The sequence below is a fragment of the Streptomyces sp. NPDC053665 genome, assembly GCF_055585285.1.
In genome coordinates this window covers 221,488-237,281 of record NZ_JBVJKK010000003.1, presented here as the reverse complement: position 1 = coordinate 237,281, position 15,794 = coordinate 221,488, and the positions used below count along the sequence as shown (strand labels likewise).

16 protein-coding genes are annotated in these 15,794 nt (G+C 72.8%); 6 read left to right on the top strand and 10 right to left on the bottom strand.

The genetic code is table 11. The features are described from left to right. The first annotated feature begins 95 nt into the window (after window positions 1-95). Entirely contained in the window at window positions 96-659 is a 564-nt protein-coding gene (locus ACZ6ZN_RS14090; protein ID WP_469646041.1) for a hypothetical protein, read from the top strand. A 97-nt stretch (window positions 660-756) separates the two neighbouring features. Here ACZ6ZN_RS14090 and ACZ6ZN_RS14085 read toward each other — a convergent pair whose 3' ends face one another. The 5 genes from ACZ6ZN_RS14085 to ACZ6ZN_RS14065 all read right to left on the bottom strand — a co-directional run bounded on the left by ACZ6ZN_RS14085 (window position 757) and on the right by ACZ6ZN_RS14065 (window position 6,233). Next, window positions 757-924: a hypothetical protein gene (locus ACZ6ZN_RS14085; RefSeq protein ID WP_398107022.1), complete on the bottom strand. Its 168-nt coding sequence runs from the start codon at window positions 922-924 to the stop codon at window positions 757-759. Window positions 925-1,133: 209 nt separating this feature from the next. Beyond that, window positions 1,134-1,655, bottom strand: a complete 522-nt coding sequence (gene tsaE / locus ACZ6ZN_RS14080) for a tRNA (adenosine(37)-N6)-threonylcarbamoyltransferase complex ATPase subunit type 1 TsaE (protein ID WP_398107023.1) — start codon at window positions 1,653-1,655, stop codon at window positions 1,134-1,136. Then, a complete protein-coding gene (locus ACZ6ZN_RS14075) occupies window positions 1,624-2,880 on the bottom strand; it encodes an alpha/beta fold hydrolase (protein ID WP_451880269.1) in 1,257 nt (418 codons plus the stop codon). The genes tsaE and ACZ6ZN_RS14075 overlap by 32 nt, the downstream gene beginning before the upstream one ends. Window positions 2,881-2,991: 111 nt before the next feature. Next, window positions 2,992-4,161 (bottom strand): alanine racemase, encoded by a 1,170-nt coding sequence (alr, locus tag ACZ6ZN_RS14070; protein ID WP_398107025.1) that lies wholly within the window; start codon window positions 4,159-4,161, stop codon window positions 2,992-2,994. A gap of 632 nt (window positions 4,162-4,793) precedes the next feature. Beyond that, entirely contained in the window at window positions 4,794-6,233 is a 1,440-nt protein-coding gene (locus ACZ6ZN_RS14065) for an NAD(P)H-hydrate dehydratase (RefSeq protein ID WP_469646037.1), read from the bottom strand. Window positions 6,234-6,400: 167 nt separating this feature from the next. Here ACZ6ZN_RS14065 and ACZ6ZN_RS14060 point away from each other — a divergent pair, with 167 nt between their 5' ends. Next, window positions 6,401-6,721 (top strand): hypothetical protein, encoded by a 321-nt coding sequence (locus tag ACZ6ZN_RS14060; RefSeq protein ID WP_469646034.1) that lies wholly within the window; start codon window positions 6,401-6,403, stop codon window positions 6,719-6,721. A gap of 23 nt (window positions 6,722-6,744) precedes the next feature. Here the strand turns inward: ACZ6ZN_RS14060 and ACZ6ZN_RS14055 are convergent, their stop codons facing one another. Continuing rightward, the gene (locus ACZ6ZN_RS14055) at window positions 6,745-7,116 is read right to left on the bottom strand and encodes a holo-ACP synthase (RefSeq protein ID WP_398107028.1); all 372 of its coding nucleotides are present in this window, start codon (window positions 7,114-7,116) and stop codon (window positions 6,745-6,747) included. Between the two features lie 221 nt (window positions 7,117-7,337). Here ACZ6ZN_RS14055 and ACZ6ZN_RS14050 point away from each other — a divergent pair, with 221 nt between their 5' ends. Further along, entirely contained in the window at window positions 7,338-7,682 is a 345-nt protein-coding gene (locus tag ACZ6ZN_RS14050) for a hypothetical protein (RefSeq protein WP_398107029.1), read from the top strand. A 72-nt stretch (window positions 7,683-7,754) separates the two neighbouring features. On the opposite strand, the gene glmS is transcribed toward ACZ6ZN_RS14050, so the two are convergent. Continuing rightward, window positions 7,755-9,602 (bottom strand): glutamine--fructose-6-phosphate transaminase (isomerizing), encoded by a 1,848-nt coding sequence (glmS, locus tag ACZ6ZN_RS14045; protein ID WP_451878289.1) that lies wholly within the window; start codon window positions 9,600-9,602, stop codon window positions 7,755-7,757. Window positions 9,603-10,324: 722 nt separating this feature from the next. Between glmS and ACZ6ZN_RS14040 the strand changes: the two genes are divergently transcribed. From ACZ6ZN_RS14040 to ACZ6ZN_RS14030, 3 genes are all read left to right on the top strand, one after another. Continuing rightward, a complete protein-coding gene (locus tag ACZ6ZN_RS14040) occupies window positions 10,325-10,732 on the top strand; it encodes a hypothetical protein (protein WP_451878288.1) in 408 nt (135 codons plus the stop codon). 145 nt (window positions 10,733-10,877) lie between these two features. Further along, entirely contained in the window at window positions 10,878-11,846 is a 969-nt protein-coding gene (coaA, locus tag ACZ6ZN_RS14035; protein ID WP_398107033.1) for a type I pantothenate kinase, read from the top strand. 30 nt (window positions 11,847-11,876) lie between these two features. Further along, window positions 11,877-12,809 (top strand): DUF389 domain-containing protein, encoded by a 933-nt coding sequence (locus ACZ6ZN_RS14030; RefSeq protein WP_469646895.1) that lies wholly within the window; start codon window positions 11,877-11,879, stop codon window positions 12,807-12,809. 117 nt (window positions 12,810-12,926) lie between these two features. Here the strand turns inward: ACZ6ZN_RS14030 and glmM are convergent, their stop codons facing one another. The 3 genes from glmM to rplM form a co-directional block, all read right to left on the bottom strand. After that, on the bottom strand, window positions 12,927-14,285 hold the full coding sequence (glmM, locus tag ACZ6ZN_RS14025) for a phosphoglucosamine mutase (protein ID WP_398107035.1): 1,359 nt from the start codon (window positions 14,283-14,285) through the stop codon (window positions 12,927-12,929). Window positions 14,286-14,470: 185 nt separating this feature from the next. After that, window positions 14,471-14,983 (bottom strand): 30S ribosomal protein S9, encoded by a 513-nt coding sequence (gene rpsI, locus ACZ6ZN_RS14020; RefSeq protein ID WP_004927169.1) that lies wholly within the window; start codon window positions 14,981-14,983, stop codon window positions 14,471-14,473. Between the two features lie 43 nt (window positions 14,984-15,026). After that, window positions 15,027-15,470 carry a 50S ribosomal protein L13 gene (rplM, locus tag ACZ6ZN_RS14015; RefSeq protein WP_010036634.1) on the bottom strand — a complete coding sequence of 148 codons (444 nt, stop codon included), beginning with the start codon at window positions 15,468-15,470 and terminating at the stop codon, window positions 15,027-15,029. Window positions 15,471-15,794 lie beyond the last annotated feature (324 nt).

Sequence of the window (15,794 nt, the reverse complement as noted above, 5' to 3'; positions counted from 1 at the left end):
CCCGGGCCCCGTGTCGGACGTACCTGCCGGGCCGTCACCTGCTGCTACCGTCACCTACCGTCACGACAGCGACGTACGACGTGAGGTGGGCGCCGGTGGCAGCCAGCAGCTCGGGAATCGTGGCCGCGCTCACCGCCGCGGCGCTCGCCACCGTCGGTTACCTCGCCCACCAGGCGGCCGAGGCACTCCCGGCCGGCGCCGCCCGTGCCGCGGCGACGGGCGCCGCACCGGCCGCCGGCACGTCGAAGGCGCCCCGGGTGAAGCGGGACCCCACCGCGTTGCCGGAGGGGTCCGGGGAGGGCGCGCGGGTCGTGTACGCACTGGGCCGCGACCGGGTGTGGCTGGTCGGCGCGAACGGCGAGGTCGCCCGCACCTTCGAGGTCGATCCGAGCGCCGTGGACCCGGCCCCCGGCCGCTATGCGGTGACGTCCCGCTCGGGCACGGTCACCGGCTCGGACGGCATCCCGGTCGAGCACGTCGTGCGTTTCACCAGCGTGGACGGCGTGGTGGTGGGCTTCAGCGCGGCGGTGGACGAGGCCAGGGCCGCGGCGGCGCCCGCCCCGAAGACGCGCACGGGCGGCATCCGCGAGTCGCGGGTGGACGGTTCGGCGATGTGGACCTTCGCGACGATCGGCCGCAAGGTCGTGGTCGTCCGCTAGCGGACCGGCGGACCGGCGGACCGGCGGACCGGGCAGGCGGGATGGCCAGGCAGCGGGGCGGGCAGGCAGGCAGGCGGAGTGGGCGTCCCGAGCGGGACTAGGCGGCTTCCCGGCGCTCCCCCGCGGGCCCGGAGAACCCGGGTTCGGGGGCGCGCGGCGGTGTGGAGATCAGCGCCGCCGCCTCGCAGGCCGCCAGCAGGTCGCGCATGGGCACCCCGGCGACCGCGAACGGCAGCGGCCGCCCCTTGCTCTCTGTAGCCGACATGGACGCCTCCTGAAGCGGCGGGGGCGGAAGTTAGGTAGACCTAACTACGAGCTGGGTTCCATGTGACCACGCACGACGCGCCGAGCGCAACATCATGCCGACGTCTTGTCGGAACGTTCGCCACCGGATCACGGAAGCCGCCCACCCGCCGGGCCGCCCGCCCACCCGGGCTGCCGGCCCACCCGGGCCGCCCGCCCGGCGTGCTGCGTCTAGGCGGTGAGGACACCGAGGTCGGCGGAGGACCAGCGTTCCCCCACACCGGTGACCGTCAGCTGCCGGACCTCGTCGGTCGTGTCGCCGACCGCCCGGTGGATGACGACCTGGAGACGGTCCTCGGTCAGCTCCTCGACCTTGCCCTCGCCCCATTCGACGACGACCACGGAGTCGGGCAGCGACACGTCGAGGTCGAGGTCCTCCATCTCGTCCAGCCCGCCGGAGAGCCGGTAGGCGTCGACGTGGACGAGGGGCGGGCCGTCGCCGAGGGAAGGGTGCACACGGGCGATGACGAAGGTCGGCGAGGTGACGGCCCCGCGGACGCCGAGCCCCTCGCCCAGGCCGCGGGTCAGCGTGGTCTTGCCCGCTCCGAGCTCCCCGCTCAGCATCACCAGGTCGCCCGCGCGCAGCAGTTTCGCGAGCCGGCGGCCCAGCTCACGCATCTGCTCGGGGGACGTGACGACGGTCTGGACGGACGATCCGGGCTCAGCCGGGCTGTGCGGTGCTGGTGCTTCCATAGCCCTTCACGGTAGCCCCTGCGGGCACGGCACCCGTGCGGGTGAGCAGGTCGGCGAGGCGGTCGGTGACCACTTCCGGGTGCTCCAGCATCACCAGGTGCCCGGCGTCCGGCACCAGCACCAGTTCCGCGTCCGGGAGCAGGTCGGCGATGGCCTCGCTGTGCTCACTGGGCGTGACCAGGTCCCGCACGCCGGCCAGCACGAGCACCGGCAGGTCGGCGAAGTGGGCCAGCGCCTCGGTCTTGTCGTGGTCGTTGAACGCCGGGTAGTACTCGGCGACCACGTCGATCGGGGTGCTCTCGATCATGCGCTCCGCGAACCGGGCCACGGCCGGGTCGACGTCCCGGGAGGCGAACGAGTACCGCTTGATGACGCCCGCGAACAGGTCCGCGGTGGCCCGGCGCCCCTTCTCCACCAGCTCGGCCCGCTGCCCCAGCGCCTTCAGCACCCCGGGCAGCACGCGCCGCACCACGTTGACGCCGGCCACCGGCAGCCCGTAGTTGACCTCGCCGAGCCGGCCCGACGACGTCCCCACGAAGGCGACCCCGACGACCCGCTCGCGGATCAGCTCCGGGTACTGGTCGGCCAGCGCCATCACCGTCATCCCGCCCATCGAGTGCCCGACCAGCACGATCGGCCCCTCGGGCGCGGCCGCGTCGATCACGGCCTTCAGGTCGCGGCCGAGCTGCTCGATGGTGACCGGCTCGCCGTCCCGGGTCTGGGCGACGCCGCGCCCGGACCGGCCGTGGCTGCGCTGGTCCCAGTGCACGGTCCGCACGACGCCGCGCAGGGCGGCCCGCTGGAAGTGCCAGGAGTCCTGGCTCAGGCAGTAGCCGTGGCTGAAGACCACGGTGACGGGGGCGGGGGCCTTGCGGCCGAAGAGCCTGCGGCGGCGCGGGCCCGCGGCCGGTGCGGCGTCGGGGTCGACATCGTCGACCTCGTAGTACAGCTCCGTGCCGTCGTCGGCGATCGCCTTGCCGGGCATCCCGCGCAGCGCGCCGTAGGGCCCCGCCGAGTCCAGGGCGAGGCGGGCCTTCTGCCGTATGCCGCGGCCGACGGTCATCCGCTCCAGGGCGACTCCGGCGGCCGCGCCCGTGGCCACGACGCCTATCGCGACGCCGGCGAGACCGGTCGCGCGGCGCCAGCCCCCCGCCGCCCCCGCGGCGGAGGCCGCGACGGCCGCGGAGGCGACGTCGACGACGACCTCCGCACTGCTCTCGCTCACGTACCGCTCCTCTTCGCCGGGCCGCTTCGGACGGCTCGCGTTCCTGGTTCCTGTGGTTCCGGTGGTGCGAGCGCTGACTGCCGTTCTTCGCGTGACGGGTTCTCTTCCGAGTTACCCGTCCTGTTCCTCATTCACATAGACGCGAGGAACCCGCGTTCCGATCCGGGTCACGATCTCGTAGGCGATGGTTCCGGCCGCCTGGGCCCAGTCCTCGGCGGTGGGCTCCCCGCGGTCCCCGGGGCCGAAGAGGACCGCCTCGGCGCCCGGCGCGGGCTCGTCCCCGCCCAGGTCGACGACGAACTGGTCCATGGCGACCCGCCCGGCGACCGTGCGCCACTTGCCCTCGACGAGGACCGGGCCGGCCGAGGAGGCGTGCCGCGGAACGCCGTCCGCGTACCCGAGCGGCACGAGCCCGAGGGTGGTCTCGCCCGGCGTCACGTAGTGGTGCCCGTAACTGACCCCGTGCCCGCCCGGTACCCGCTTGACCAGGGCCATCGAGGCGGACAGCGTCATCACCGGGCGCAGCCCGAAGTCGGCCGGGACGCCCAGTTCGGGGCTGGGCGAGATGCCGTAGGTGGCGATGCCGGTGCGCACCAGGTCGAAGTGGCTCGCGGGGAGGGTGAGCGTGGCCGGCGAGTTGGCGATGTGCCGCACCTCGGGGCGTACGCCCCTGGCCTCGGCGTACGCGACCATCTCGCGGAACAGGGCGAGCTGGGCGGCGATGGAGGGGTGGCCGGGCTCGTCGGCGCAGGCGAAGTGGGACCACAGTCCCGTGACGCTCAGCAGCCCCTCGGCCTCGGCCCGCAGCGCCTCGCGCACGAGGTCGGCCCAGTCGTCGCCGGGCTGGCAGCCGTTGCGGCCGAGTCCGGTGTCGGCCTTGAGCTGCACGCGGGCGGGCCGGTCCGCGTGCCGGGCGGCCTCGACGACCTCGCGCAGGGCCCACATGCCGCTGACGGACACGTCCAGATCGGCCTCGACGGCCTCGCGCCAGGGGCCGCCCGGTGTCCACAGCCAGCACATGATCCGGCCCGGGAGCCCGGCGGCCCGCAGGGCGAGGGCCTCCTCGGGGGTGGCGGTGCCCAGCCAGGTCGCCCCGGCGTCCAGGGCGGCGCGGGCGCACGGCACAGCCCCGTGCCCGTACGCCTCGGACTTCACCACGCTCATCACGGCCGCGCCGGGCGCGTGGGCGCGCAGAGCACGCACGTTGGCCCGCAGGGCGGCCAGATCGATCTCGGCACGGGCCCGCAGGGGCGCGGTCCGTGGGGCTGTTCTCTCGCTCATCGCGCCCAGTGTCTCAGAGCCCCCCACACCCTCGACGGCAGCGGCCCGCCCACGGAACCAAGATCACGCCGAGGCGGGGGCCGGGGGCGGGGGCGGCGGAGCGAGGAGCCCCCGGGCTCACCACCGGGCCCGACAACAGCAGGACGGCTTGTCGGCCGGGCCGCCCAGGTGGCGTCGGGCCGAGGAGCGGGGGTCGCGCCGTCGGCCGTCCGCCCTCGGTGGCCCACCCCGGGCGGCGGCCGGGGGCGGCGGAGCGAGGAGCCCCCGGGCTCGCGACCGGGCCCGACAACAGCAGGACTGCTTCTCGGCCGGGCCGCCCAGGTGGCGTCGGGCCGAGGAGCGGGGGTCGCGCCGTCGGCCATCCGCCGTCGAGTGGCGCACCCCGGGTGCCGGGCGGGGGCGGCGGAGCGAGGAGACCCCGGGCTCACCACCGGGCCCGACAACAGCAGGACCACTCCTCGGCCGGGCCGCCCAGGTGGTGTCGGGCCGAGGGGCGGGGGTCGCGCCGTCGGCCGTCCGCCCTCGGTGGCCCACCCCGGGCGGCGGTCGGGGGCGTGACCGTCGCCCCCGACCGCCCGGCCGCGGCCGGTTCCGTCCGGTGCCCGTTCCCGGTGGGCGTCGCGCCGCCCCGCTCAGCCCCGCACGTTGCGCCAGGCCTCCGGGATGGTCTCCGCCACGTCGTGGGCGCCCACCGGTGCCCCGTCCGCCGCGAGCCGCCCGGCCAGGCCGTGCAGGTACGCCCCGGCGCTTCCCGCGTCCCTCGCCGTGAGGCCCGCCGCCAGCAGGGATCCGGCCAGCCCGGACAGCACGTCCCCGCTCCCGGCCGTCGCCAGCCAGCCCGTCCCGGTCGCGTTCACCCGCACCGCACCGCCACCGGGGTCGGCCACCAGCGTGGTGGAGCCCTTGAGCAGCACGGTCGCCCCGTAGCGCCGGGCCAGCTCCCGCACCGCGCCCAGCCGTCCCTCCTCGACCTCCCGGCGCTCCACACCGAGCAGGGCCGCCGCCTCCCCGGCGTGCGGGGTCATCAGCGTCGGCGCCCGGCGTTCCCGGACGGCCCCGGCGTCCGCGAGCCGCAGCCCGTCCGCGTCGATCAGCACGGGCACGTCCGTGGCCAGCACCTCCGCCACCGTCGCCGCGTCGTCCCCGGCCCCGGGTCCGACCACCCAGGCCTGCACCCGCCCCGCGTGCTTCGGCCCTCGGTCCGACACGAGCGTCTCCGGGAACCGCGCGAGGACCGCGTCCCCGGCCGGCCCGACGTACCGCACCGCGCCCGCCCCGCCGCGCAGGGCCCCCGAGACGGCCAGGACGGCGGCCCCCGGGTAGCGCGCCGACCCGGCGGCGATCCCGACGACACCCCGGCGGTACTTGTCGCTCTCGGCCGCCGGCACCGGCAGCAGCCGGGCCACGTCCGCGTGCTGCAACGCCTCCAGCTCCGGCTCGGCCGGCAGCTCCAGCCCGAGGTCGACCAGCCGCACCGACCCCGCGTACTCCCGCGCCGGGTCGATCAGCAGCCCCGGCTTGTGCGTCCCGAACGTGACCGTCAGGTCGGCCCGCACCGCCGCGCCCCGCACCTCCCCCGTGGCGATGTCCACGCCGCTCGGCAGGTCGACCGCGACGACCGCGCCGCGCGACCGCGCCGCGGCGGCCGCCAGCGGCACCGCCTCCGGCCGCAGCCCGCCCTTGCCGCCGATCCCGACGATGCCGTCGACGACGAGGTCGGCACGCTCGACCAGTTCCCCGGCCCGGGCGGAACCGTCGGCCGCCACCGTCCGGCCCCCGGCCCGCCGCAGGGCCGCGAGCCCCGCCGCGTGCGCCCGGCCGGGCGCGAGCAGCACCGCGGTGACACCGGCTCCGCGCCGGGCCAGCCGGGCACCGGCGAACAGCGCGTCACCCCCGTTGTCACCGCTGCCGACCAGCAGCACGACCCTGCTTCCGTACACCCGGCCCAGCAGGTCGGCGCAGGCCGCGGCGAGCCCGGCGGCGGCGCGTTGCATCAGCGCCCCCTCCGGCAGCCGCGCCATGAGCTGCCGTTCGGCGTTCCTGACCGTCTCCACGCTGTACGCAGTACGCATGCGGTCGAGTTTCCCGCACACCGCCGTGGCCACTCCCGTCCGCCCCGCGCACGCGTCCGTGTCGCGGGTCGTTTGACGCCCTGCCAGCGGGCTGGTTGACGCTCCGCCACCTCCCGGGCGTAAGCTCGTGCCGATTTTGAACGCGTTCAAAAGGGGGACAGCGAGACATGACCAGCTCGACGACGCCCGGTGACGACGACAGCCCCGCCTCCGCCCTGGGCCCCACCGCCCTGGCCCTCGGCGCCTTCTCGGCCGTGGGCACGTGGTTCTTCCTGATCCCCTGGACCGTCCTGGCGGGTGCGCTCGCGGTGACGTTCGGAGTGATGGGCCTGCACCACGCCCGCACAGGCACGGGCACTGGCACTGGCACTGGCACCAGCACAGGCACAGGCAAGGCCACGGGCCGGATGTGGACCGCGGCCGCCGGTACGGCACTGGGCGCGGCGGGCGTCCTCGGTACGGCCGTGCTGCTCTGGGCGATGGCGTAGGAGACGGGGAACCCCACCCGGTGTCAGCCCTCGGCGATCACCACGGCCGAGGCGACTCCCGCGTCATGACTGAGCGACAGGTGCCACGACGTCACGCCCAGTTCGGCGGCGCGGGCGGCGACCGTCCCGCTCACCCGCAGCCGGGGCCGGCCGCTGTCCTCGACGTACACCTCGGCGTCGGTCCACAGCAGTCCGCCCGGTGCGCCGAGCGCCTTGGCGAGGGCCTCCTTGGCGGCGAACCGCGCCGCGAGGGAAGCGACGCCCCGCCGCTCCCCGCTGGGCAGCAGCAACTCCTGCTCGACGAACAGCCGCTGGGCCATCGCGGGCGTGCGTTCCAGGGACGCCGCGAACCGCTCGATCTCGGCAACGTCGATGCCGACCCCGATGATGCTCATGCGCAGCACCCTACGGTCCGCCCGGCCACCGAGGCGCCGCCGTGCCGGGCACAAGGGCGCCGGCGTTCCCGGCAGCAACCTCCTCCCCGCACCCGCGCAACCGGCCCACGGCAATGGCCAGCACAGACCCCTCGTCAGTCAACTCCCGCCCGCCCTTGTACAGTTCGCGACGACCGCGATGAGCAAACGGCATCGCACCGAAACGGGAGGACACACAGACCATGAGGTTCAAGTCGCTGGGTACGGCGGCCACGTCGGCGGCCCTCTTCGCCACCGCCCTCACCGGCACCGTCGCGACGGCCGGCACGGCGGCCGCGGCTCCGCAGGACTGCAGCAAGGCGATCGTGAACGTCACCGCCAAGGAGACCGTGAACGTCCGCTCCGCGCCGAAGAAGTCGGCCACGGCCCTCGGCATCTGGGGCAAGGGCAAGCGCGGCGGCGTCTGCAACGACGGCAAGGCCTACAAGGGCGGCTCGTACACGGCCTGCGGCAAGACCAGCAACATGTGGTACTACGGCGGCGACAAGGTCAACGGCTGGGTGCCGAAGACCTGCATCAACTGGTAGTCACCGCCCGCACAGTGGGGCAGGGGCGAACCGCACGGCCCGTTCGCCCCTGCCCCGCCGTCGCCCGGCCCGCTACTCCACCGTCACGGACTTCGCCAGGTTGCGCGGCTGGTCCACCTCGTTGCCCCGGGCCGTCGCCAGCTCGCAGGCGAACACCTGCAACGGGACCGTCGTCACGAGCGGCTGCAACAGGGTCGGCGTGACCGGGACGCGGATGAGGTGGTCCGCGTACGGCACGACCGCCTCGTCGCCCTCCTCCGCGATCACGATGGTCCGCGCGCCCCGGGCCCGGATCTCCTGGATGTTGGACACGATCTTGTCGTGCAGCACCGACCGCCCGCGCGGCGACGGCACGACCACGACGACCGGCAGGTCCTCCTCGATCAGCGCGATCGGCCCGTGCTTCAGCTCGCCGGCCGCGAAGCCCTCGGCGTGCATGTACGCCAGCTCCTTCAACTTCAGCGCGCCCTCCAGGGCCACCGGGTAGCCCACATGCCGGCCGAGGAACAGCACCGTGTTCTTCGAGGCCAGGGTGCGTGCCAGCTCCCGCACCGGCTCCATGGTGCCCAGCACCTGCTCCACCGCCCCGGAGATGGAGGACAGGTCGCGGATCACCGCCCGGATCTCGTCGCCCCACTTGGTGCCCCGCACCTGGCCCAGGTACAGCGCGACCAGGTAGCAGGCGACGAGCTGGGTCAGGAACGCCTTGGTCGAGGCGACGGCGACCTCGGGACCGGCGTGCGTGTAGAGCACCGCGTCGGACTCGCGCGGGATCGTCGAGCCGTTGGTGTTGCAGATCGCCAGCACCTTCGAGCCCTGCTCGCGGGCGTGCCGCAGCGCCATGAGGGTGTCCATGGTCTCGCCGGACTGCGAGATGGCCACGACCAGGGTCTGGGCGTCCAGGATCGGGTCCCGGTAGCGGAACTCGCTGGCCAGCTCCACCTCGCACGGGATCCGCGTCCAGTGCTCGATGGCGTACTTGGCGATCATCCCGGCGTGGAAGGCGGTACCGCACGCCACGATGACGACCTTGTCGATCTCGCGCAGCACGCGCGGCGGGATCCGCACCTCGTCCAGGGTCAGCGAACCCGAGCCGTCGATCCGGCCGAGCAGCGTGTCGGCGACCGCCTTGGGCTGCTCGGCGATCTCCTTGAGCATGAAGTAGTCGTAGCCGCCCTTCTCGGCGGCCGAGGCGTCCCAGTCGACGTGGTACGAGCGCACCTGCGCGGGGCGGCCGTCGAAGCCCGTCACCACCACGCCGTCCCGGCGCAGCTCCACGACCTGGTCCTGCCCCAGCTCGATCGCGGACCGGGTGTGCTCGATGAACGCGGCGACGTCCGAGGCGAGGAAGGCCTCGCCCTCGCCGACGCCGACCACCAGGGGCGAGTTGCGCCGCGCGCCCACCACCACGCCGGGCTCGTCCGCGTGCACGGCGACCAGCGTGAACGCCCCTTCCAGCCGACGGCACACCAGCCGCATCGCCTCGGCGAGGTCCGCGCAGGAGGAGAACTCCTCGGCGAGCAGGTGCGCCACGACCTCCGTGTCGGTCTCTGAGGACAACGCGTGCCCGCGCTCCTCCAGTTCGGCCCGCAGCGCGGCGAAGTTCTCGATGATGCCGTTGTGCACGACCGCGACGCGTCCCGCGTTGTCGATGTGCGGATGGGCGTTCTCGTCGGTCGGACCGCCGTGGGTGGCCCACCGGGTGTGGCCGATGCCCGTCGGCCCCGTCGGCAGCGGCCTGCCGTCCAGCTCCTTCTCCAGATTCAGCAGCTTCCCGGCCTTCTTGGCCGTCGCCAGCCCGCCGTCGGCCAGCACGGCGACACCCGCGGAGTCGTAACCCCGGTACTCCAGCCGCCTGAGCCCGGCCATCACGACCTCGAGCGCGGACTGCGGCCCCACGTATCCCACGATTCCACACATGGGCGGCAGCTTAGGGTCGACCCGGGCACGGAACAGGGCTTTGCGTGCCCGATTTCGGAAATAGTCCGGCGATCCGCGGCGTCGAGTCGAGAGGGTGACTATCGGTCAATCCCGGGGCTCCACGCCGGCCGCGCCCGGCGGCACCCGACACCGAGGGCTCGCGAAAGCTCCGCTTGTTGCCGGAATTGACGCCTCCGGTGACGGCCTTCACCAACAAGCGGTTTCTCGCCACCATCCCGCCGCCCAGGAATGCCTCTGCCTCGAATCGATCAACTGTGCCTATAGTTGCGCCGCGCCTGTCCGGGTCTGACCCATTCGGATTGCGCATGACCATACGGCGACCGGGGGAACGACGTCGCCGCAGCGGGGGCCCGACACACGCAGTGTCCAGACTCCCTGCCCGTGTGTCCCGCGTCGGCCGGTTCCGGCCGCCTCCGGCGTCGACGGCGCATCCCGGTCCCGACACCGCCAGTCGAAAGGATGCGCGCCTTGCGCTCCAGACCCCCCAGGGCTTCGAGCCCACTCCATCGACCGCATGGGCGGTCCATGCGGTTCCTCGGCCGCATGGTGCCGATCCGCCATCGAGCGCCTCGTCCAGTAGGACCGCGCTCCTCGAGGACGCCCTGCGCCTGCGTGAGTCTCCCGTGCCGACCCGAGTGCTCGACCGTCGTGGCCGCCTCGGAAGTGACCTGAAGATCCCCAGGACAGGAAGAATCAAGAGCATGTCGGATTTCGTAAGAGAGGGACGCCTGTTCCGGGTGGTCGGCTTCGCGGCTTCGCACCGGCAGCTGTTGCTGCGCAGCGACGCCACCGCTGTCGACGGAACGGACACCCGGGTCGAGGTGTACTTCGGTCACGTGGAGCTCATGCTCCTCAGGCCCATCTACCCCAAGGGGATCCACATCCGGCCGGCGTCGGAGGCGGAGTTCGCGACCCTGAAGGAGCGGCATGACCTCCAGGCAGGGGACGCGGGCTTCGCCTGGATGATCGAACCCGGCGGAGACAGCTTCGTCCTGTCGGCCAACCCCTCCTGGCGCGAAGCGGCCCGTGCGTTCGAGGACCCGTCCCTCTTCGACTTCGACCAGCCCTGGCCGCCGGACTTCCCCGTGGAGCACGGCAGCGTCGACTGACACGAGGGAAGCCCTGGGGGCGCCCCTGCCACAAGGGGCGTCCCCTCCTGCACCGCGTGCGGAACTCGCGCCCGGGTGACACACCCCACCCCCCACGGTGTTCAAACAGCGTTAACAATGGACTGTGATCTCTCCGGTCTCCCCGATGCCCCGGAGCGCCCACCGGCCCCGTCCGGAGGCGACTCCCTACGTCGATCTCACCCGAGCCGAGTGGAGCGCGCTGCGTGACAAGACGCCGCTGCCGCTCACGGCCGAGGAGGTCGAGAAGCTGCGCGGTCTGGGCGATGTCATCGACCTCGACGAGGTGCGGGACATCTACCTGCCGCTGTCCCGGCTCCTCAACCTCTACGTCGGTGCCACGGACGGCCTCAGAGGGGCGCTGAACACGTTCCTCGGCGAGACGGGCTCCCAGGCCGGCACCCCGTTCGTGATAGGAGTCGCCGGCTCGGTCGCCGTCGGCAAGTCGACCGTCGCCCGCCTGCTCCAGGCCCTGCTGTCCCGCTGGCCCGAGCACCCCCGCGTCGAGCTGGTCACCACCGACGGCTTCCTGCTCCCCACCAAGGAGCTCCAAGCCCGCGGCCTGATGTCCCGCAAGGGCTTCCCGGAGTCCTACGACCGCCGCGCGCTCACCCGCTTCGTCGCCGACATCAAGGCCGGCAAGGACGAGGTCACCGCCCCCGTCTACTCCCACCTGATCTACGACATCGTCCCCGACGAGCGCCTCACCGTGCGCCGCCCGGACATCCTGATCGTCGAGGGCCTGAACGTCCTCCAGCCCGCCCTGCCCGGCAAGGACGGCCGCACCCGGGTCGGCCTCGCCGACTACTTCGACTTCAGCGTGTACGTCGACGCCCGGGTCGAGGACATCGAGCACTGGTACCTCGACCGCTTCCGCAAGCTGCGCGCGACGGCGTTCCAGAACCCCTCCTCCTACTTCCGCAAGTACACGCAGGTCTCGGAGGAGGAGGCCCTCGACTACGCCCGTACCATGTGGCGCACGATCAACCGGCCGAACCTGGTGGAGAACATCGCCCCCACCCGCGGCCGTGCCACCCTCGTCCTGCGCAAGGGCCCGGACCACAAGGTGCAGCGGCTCAGCCTGCGCAAGCTGTGACCCCCGGGGAAAGTGGGTTCGATGGGAGCCATGCTTCACCTGCGCCTGATCTCGCCGTCCGACCGGACCGGTGAGGTGCTGCGCCTGGTCGAGGGGACGGTCGGCACCGCCCATCTCGTCGTCCTGCCCGGCGCCGCCCGCGACCCGGCCGGGGACGTCGTGATGTGCGACGTGGCGCGGGAGGCGGGCGACGAGCTGCTCGCCGGTCTGCGGAGGCTGGGCATCGACACCAGCGGTTCCATCGCCGTCGAGTCGATCGACCTGTCGCTGTCGGAGCGGGCCGAGCGCGCCGAGGCCGACGCGCCCGGCGAGGGCGCGGACGCCGTGCTGTGGGAGCAGCTGACGGAGGCGACCCACGAGGAGTCGACCCTCTCCGCGACCTACCTGGCCTTCATCACGCTCGCCACGATGATCGCGGCCTGCGGTGTGGTCCTGGACAACGCGATCCTGATCGTCGGCGCGATGGCGGTCGGCCCGGAGTTCGGCCCCCTCGCCGGCATCAGCACGGCGATCGTCCGCCGCCGCCCGCGCCTGGCCCTGCGTTCACTGATCGCGCTGCTGGTCGGTTTCGCGGCGGCCATGGCCGTGACGGTCGGCTTCAGCCTGTTCATGGACTCCGTGAGCCTGTTCAGCGAGGCCCAGCTGGAGGCGGACCGCCCCAACACCGGCTTCATCTACGCGCCCGACTGGTTCTCCTTCGTCGTGGCGGTCCTGGCCGGGACCGCCGGCACGCTGTCGCTGACCTCGGCGAAGTCGGGCGCCCTGGTGGGCGTGGCCATCTCGGTGACCACGATCCCGGCGGCGGCGAACGCGGCGGTGGCCCTGAGCTACGGCGACATGTCCCAGACCCGGGGCTCCTCGGAACAGCTCCTGCTGAACCTGCTGGGCATCATCGTCGCCGGCACCCTCACCCTCCTGATCCAGAAGGGCCTGTGGTCCCGGCAGCACAGGACCACCCCGTAGGCACAACGCCCTCAGGGGCGCGGGGAACTGCGCGACGAGCCACGACGGCCCGCAAGCCCGCCGACGACGACAGCCCCCACCCCGGACCGGCCCGGCCCGCGAACCCCCGGGCGGCGACTACCCCAGCGCCGACTTCACCGCATCGGCCAGCCGCCCCGCCACGGCCCGGGCCTGCCCGAGGTCGGCGGCCTCGACCATCACCCGCACCAGCGGCTCCGTGCCCGAGGGCCGCAGCAGCACCCGGCCGGTCGACCCCAGCTCCCGCTCCGCGTCGGAGACGGCGGCCGACAGCTCGGCGGAGGTCTTCACCCGGGACTTGTCCACGTCCGGCACGTTGATCAGCACCTGCGGCAGCCGCTCCATGACGGAGGCCAGCTCGCGCAGCGGACGCCCGCTCCCGGCGACCCGGGCCGCCAGCATCAGTCCCGTCAGGGTGCCGTCACCGGTCGTCGCGTGGTCGAGGATGATCACGTGCCCGGACTGCTCGCCCCCGAGGGCGAACCCGTGCTCCTTCATCTCCTCCAGCACGTACCGGTCGCCGACGGCCGTCTGCACGAGGCGGATGCCCTCGCGTTCCATGGCCAGCTTGAAGCCCAGGTTGGACATCACCGTCGCCACGACGGTCTCGGAGCGCAGAGTGGACCGCTCCCGCATCGCCAGCGCGAGCACGGCGAGGATCTGGTCCCCGTCCACCTCCTCGCCGGTGTGGTCCACGGCGAGGCAGCGGTCGGCGTCGCCGTCGTGCGCGATGCCCAGGTCGGCGCCGTGCTCGACGACGGCGGCCTTGAGCTTGTCGAGGTGCGTCGAGCCGCACCCGTCGTTGATGTTGAGGCCGTCCGGCTCGGCCCCGAGGGTGACGACCTCGGCGCCGGCCCGCTGGAACGCCTCGGGCGAGACCCGGGCCGCGGCGCCGTGCGCCTCGTCCAGGACGACCTTCAGCCCCTCCAGCCGGTTCGGCAGGACACCCAGCAGATGCTCGACGTACCGGTCGAAGCCCTCGCCGTACTCGCGCACGCGGCCCACTCCGGCGCCGGTCGGCCGGTCCCAGGGGGCGCCGGTGCGGTGCTCCTCGTAGACGGACTCGATCCGGTCCTCCAGCTCGTCGGCGAGCTTGTGGCCGCCGCGGGCGAAGAACTTGATGCCGTTGTCGGGCATGGCGTTGTGGCTCGCGGAGAGCATCACGCCGAGGTCGGCGCCCAGCTCCCCGGTCAGGAACGCCACCGCGGGCGTCGGCAGCACACCGACGCGCAGGACGTCCACCCCGGCGCTGGCCAGACCCGCGACCACCGCGGCCTCCAGGAACTCCCCGGACGCCCGCGGGTCACGCCCGACCACAGCGGTGGGCCGGTGCCCCTCGAACGTGCCCGCCTCGGCCAGTACGTGCGCCGCGGCCACGGACAGGCCCAGGGCCATCTCCGCCGTCAGATCCGCGTTGGCGACACCGCGCACGCCGTCCGTGCCGAAGAGTCGTCCCACAGTGGTGTCCTCCGTAGTGCTGAAGAGAATGCGGCAGTGCCGAAGAGAGTGCGGCTCACCTTCCCGCGTACCTTCCCTGAGACTGTCCGGGACCGGTAGGGGTTGTGTAAACGAACCGCCCCGGCAGCACAACCGTGCCGCCGGGGCGATCGAGGCGAAGCCAGTCGCGAGGACGGGCGTCGCGTTTAGCGCTTGCTGTACTGCGGAGCCTTGCGGGCCTTCTTCAGACCGGCCTTCTTGCGCTCGACCGCACGGTCGTCGCGCTTGAGGAAGCCGGCCTTCTTCAGCGGGCCGCGGTTGTTGTCGACGTCGGCCTCGTTCAGCGCGCGGGCGACACCGAGACGGAGGGCACCGGCCTGGCCGGAGACACCGCCACCGGCGATGCGGGCGATGACGTCGTAACGGCCCTCGAGCTCGAGAACCTTGAACGGCTCGTTGACTTCCTGCTGGTGCACCTTGTTCGGGAAGTAGTCCTCGAGGGTGCGACCGTTGATCTTCCACTTGCCGGTGCCCGGGACGATCCGGACGCGGGCGATGGCGTTCTTGCGACGGCCCAGGCCGGCGGCCGGCTGGGGCTCGCCGAAGCGGGAAGCCATGGACTCCGAGGTGTACTCGCCCTCGACGGGCACCTCGGACTCGGTGGTGTAGCTGTCGATGTCAAGCTCTTCGAGCGGCTGCTCGGCAGTGGTCTCGGCCACGATTCTCCTCAGATTCTGTTCGGTCTAGGGGTGGTGGCCGGACTTACTGCGCGACCTGGGTGATCTCGTACGGCTGCGGCTGCTGCGCGCCGTGCGGGTGCTGGTCACCCTTGTAGACCTTCAGCTTCGAGAGCATCTGACGGCCCAGCGTGTTCTTGGGGAGCATGCCCTTGACGGCCTTCTCGATGGCCTTCTCGGGGTTCTTGTCGAGCAGCTCGTCGTAGCGGACGGAGCGCAGACCACCCGGGTAGCCGGAGTGGCGGTACGCCATCTTCTGGGTCCGCTTGTTGCCGGACAGGTGCACCTTGTCGGCGTTGATGATGATGACGAAGTCACCAGCGTCGACGTGCGGCGCGTAGATCGGCTTGTGCTTGCCGCGGAGGAGCGTCGCGGCAGTGGTGGCGAGACGACCCAGGACAACGTCCTGAGCGTCGATGACGTGCCACTGGCGCGTCACATCGCCGGGCTTGGGGCTGTACGTACGCACGGTTCGTAGCCTTCGCTTCGAGTGAATGGTCCATAACTGGTCACCGAAACGATCACGACAGCCTGGACCGCACTGCGGCGACGCATACCGCGTACGTGGGGTCGCTGGTCATCGGCCCGGTGGACCGGTGTAAGGGCCCGTCCCGTGAGAATGAGCAAGCCAATACACAACGAACAAGCAGAATACCGGTGCACTCCACAAGGGTCAAAACGCGGTCCTCACCGCGCCCGCGCACCGCGCTCCGGGCGTTCCTCGGCGTGCACACGGCGGCACAGACCGTCACCACCCGTCTCAGGCTCCGGCGGCGCACCGGCCGTGCGTACG

Coding starts and splice junctions, on each gene's coding strand:
- ACZ6ZN_RS14040 (WP_451878288.1), top strand. CDS start 10,325: ATGTCGGATTTCGTAAGAGAGGGACGCCTGTTCCGGGTGGTCGGCTTC.
- ACZ6ZN_RS14050 (WP_398107029.1), top strand. CDS start 7,338: ATGAGGTTCAAGTCGCTGGGTACGGCGGCCACGTCGGCGGCCCTCTTC.
- ACZ6ZN_RS14085 (WP_398107022.1), bottom strand. CDS start 924: ATGTCGGCTACAGAGAGCAAGGGGCGGCCGCTGCCGTTCGCGGTCGCC.
- ACZ6ZN_RS14055 (WP_398107028.1), bottom strand. CDS start 7,116: ATGAGCATCATCGGGGTCGGCATCGACGTTGCCGAGATCGAGCGGTTC.
- ACZ6ZN_RS14065 (WP_469646037.1), bottom strand. CDS start 6,233: ATGCGTACTGCGTACAGCGTGGAGACGGTCAGGAACGCCGAACGGCAG.
- ACZ6ZN_RS14030 (WP_469646895.1), top strand. CDS start 11,877: ATGCTTCACCTGCGCCTGATCTCGCCGTCCGACCGGACCGGTGAGGTG.
- alr (WP_398107025.1), bottom strand. CDS start 4,161: ATGAGCGAGAGAACAGCCCCACGGACCGCGCCCCTGCGGGCCCGTGCC.
- glmS (WP_451878289.1), bottom strand. CDS start 9,602: ATGTGTGGAATCGTGGGATACGTGGGGCCGCAGTCCGCGCTCGAGGTC.
- coaA (WP_398107033.1), top strand. CDS start 10,878: ATGCCCCGGAGCGCCCACCGGCCCCGTCCGGAGGCGACTCCCTACGTC.
- ACZ6ZN_RS14060 (WP_469646034.1), top strand. CDS start 6,401: ATGACCAGCTCGACGACGCCCGGTGACGACGACAGCCCCGCCTCCGCC.
- tsaE (WP_398107023.1), bottom strand. CDS start 1,655: ATGGAAGCACCAGCACCGCACAGCCCGGCTGAGCCCGGATCGTCCGTC.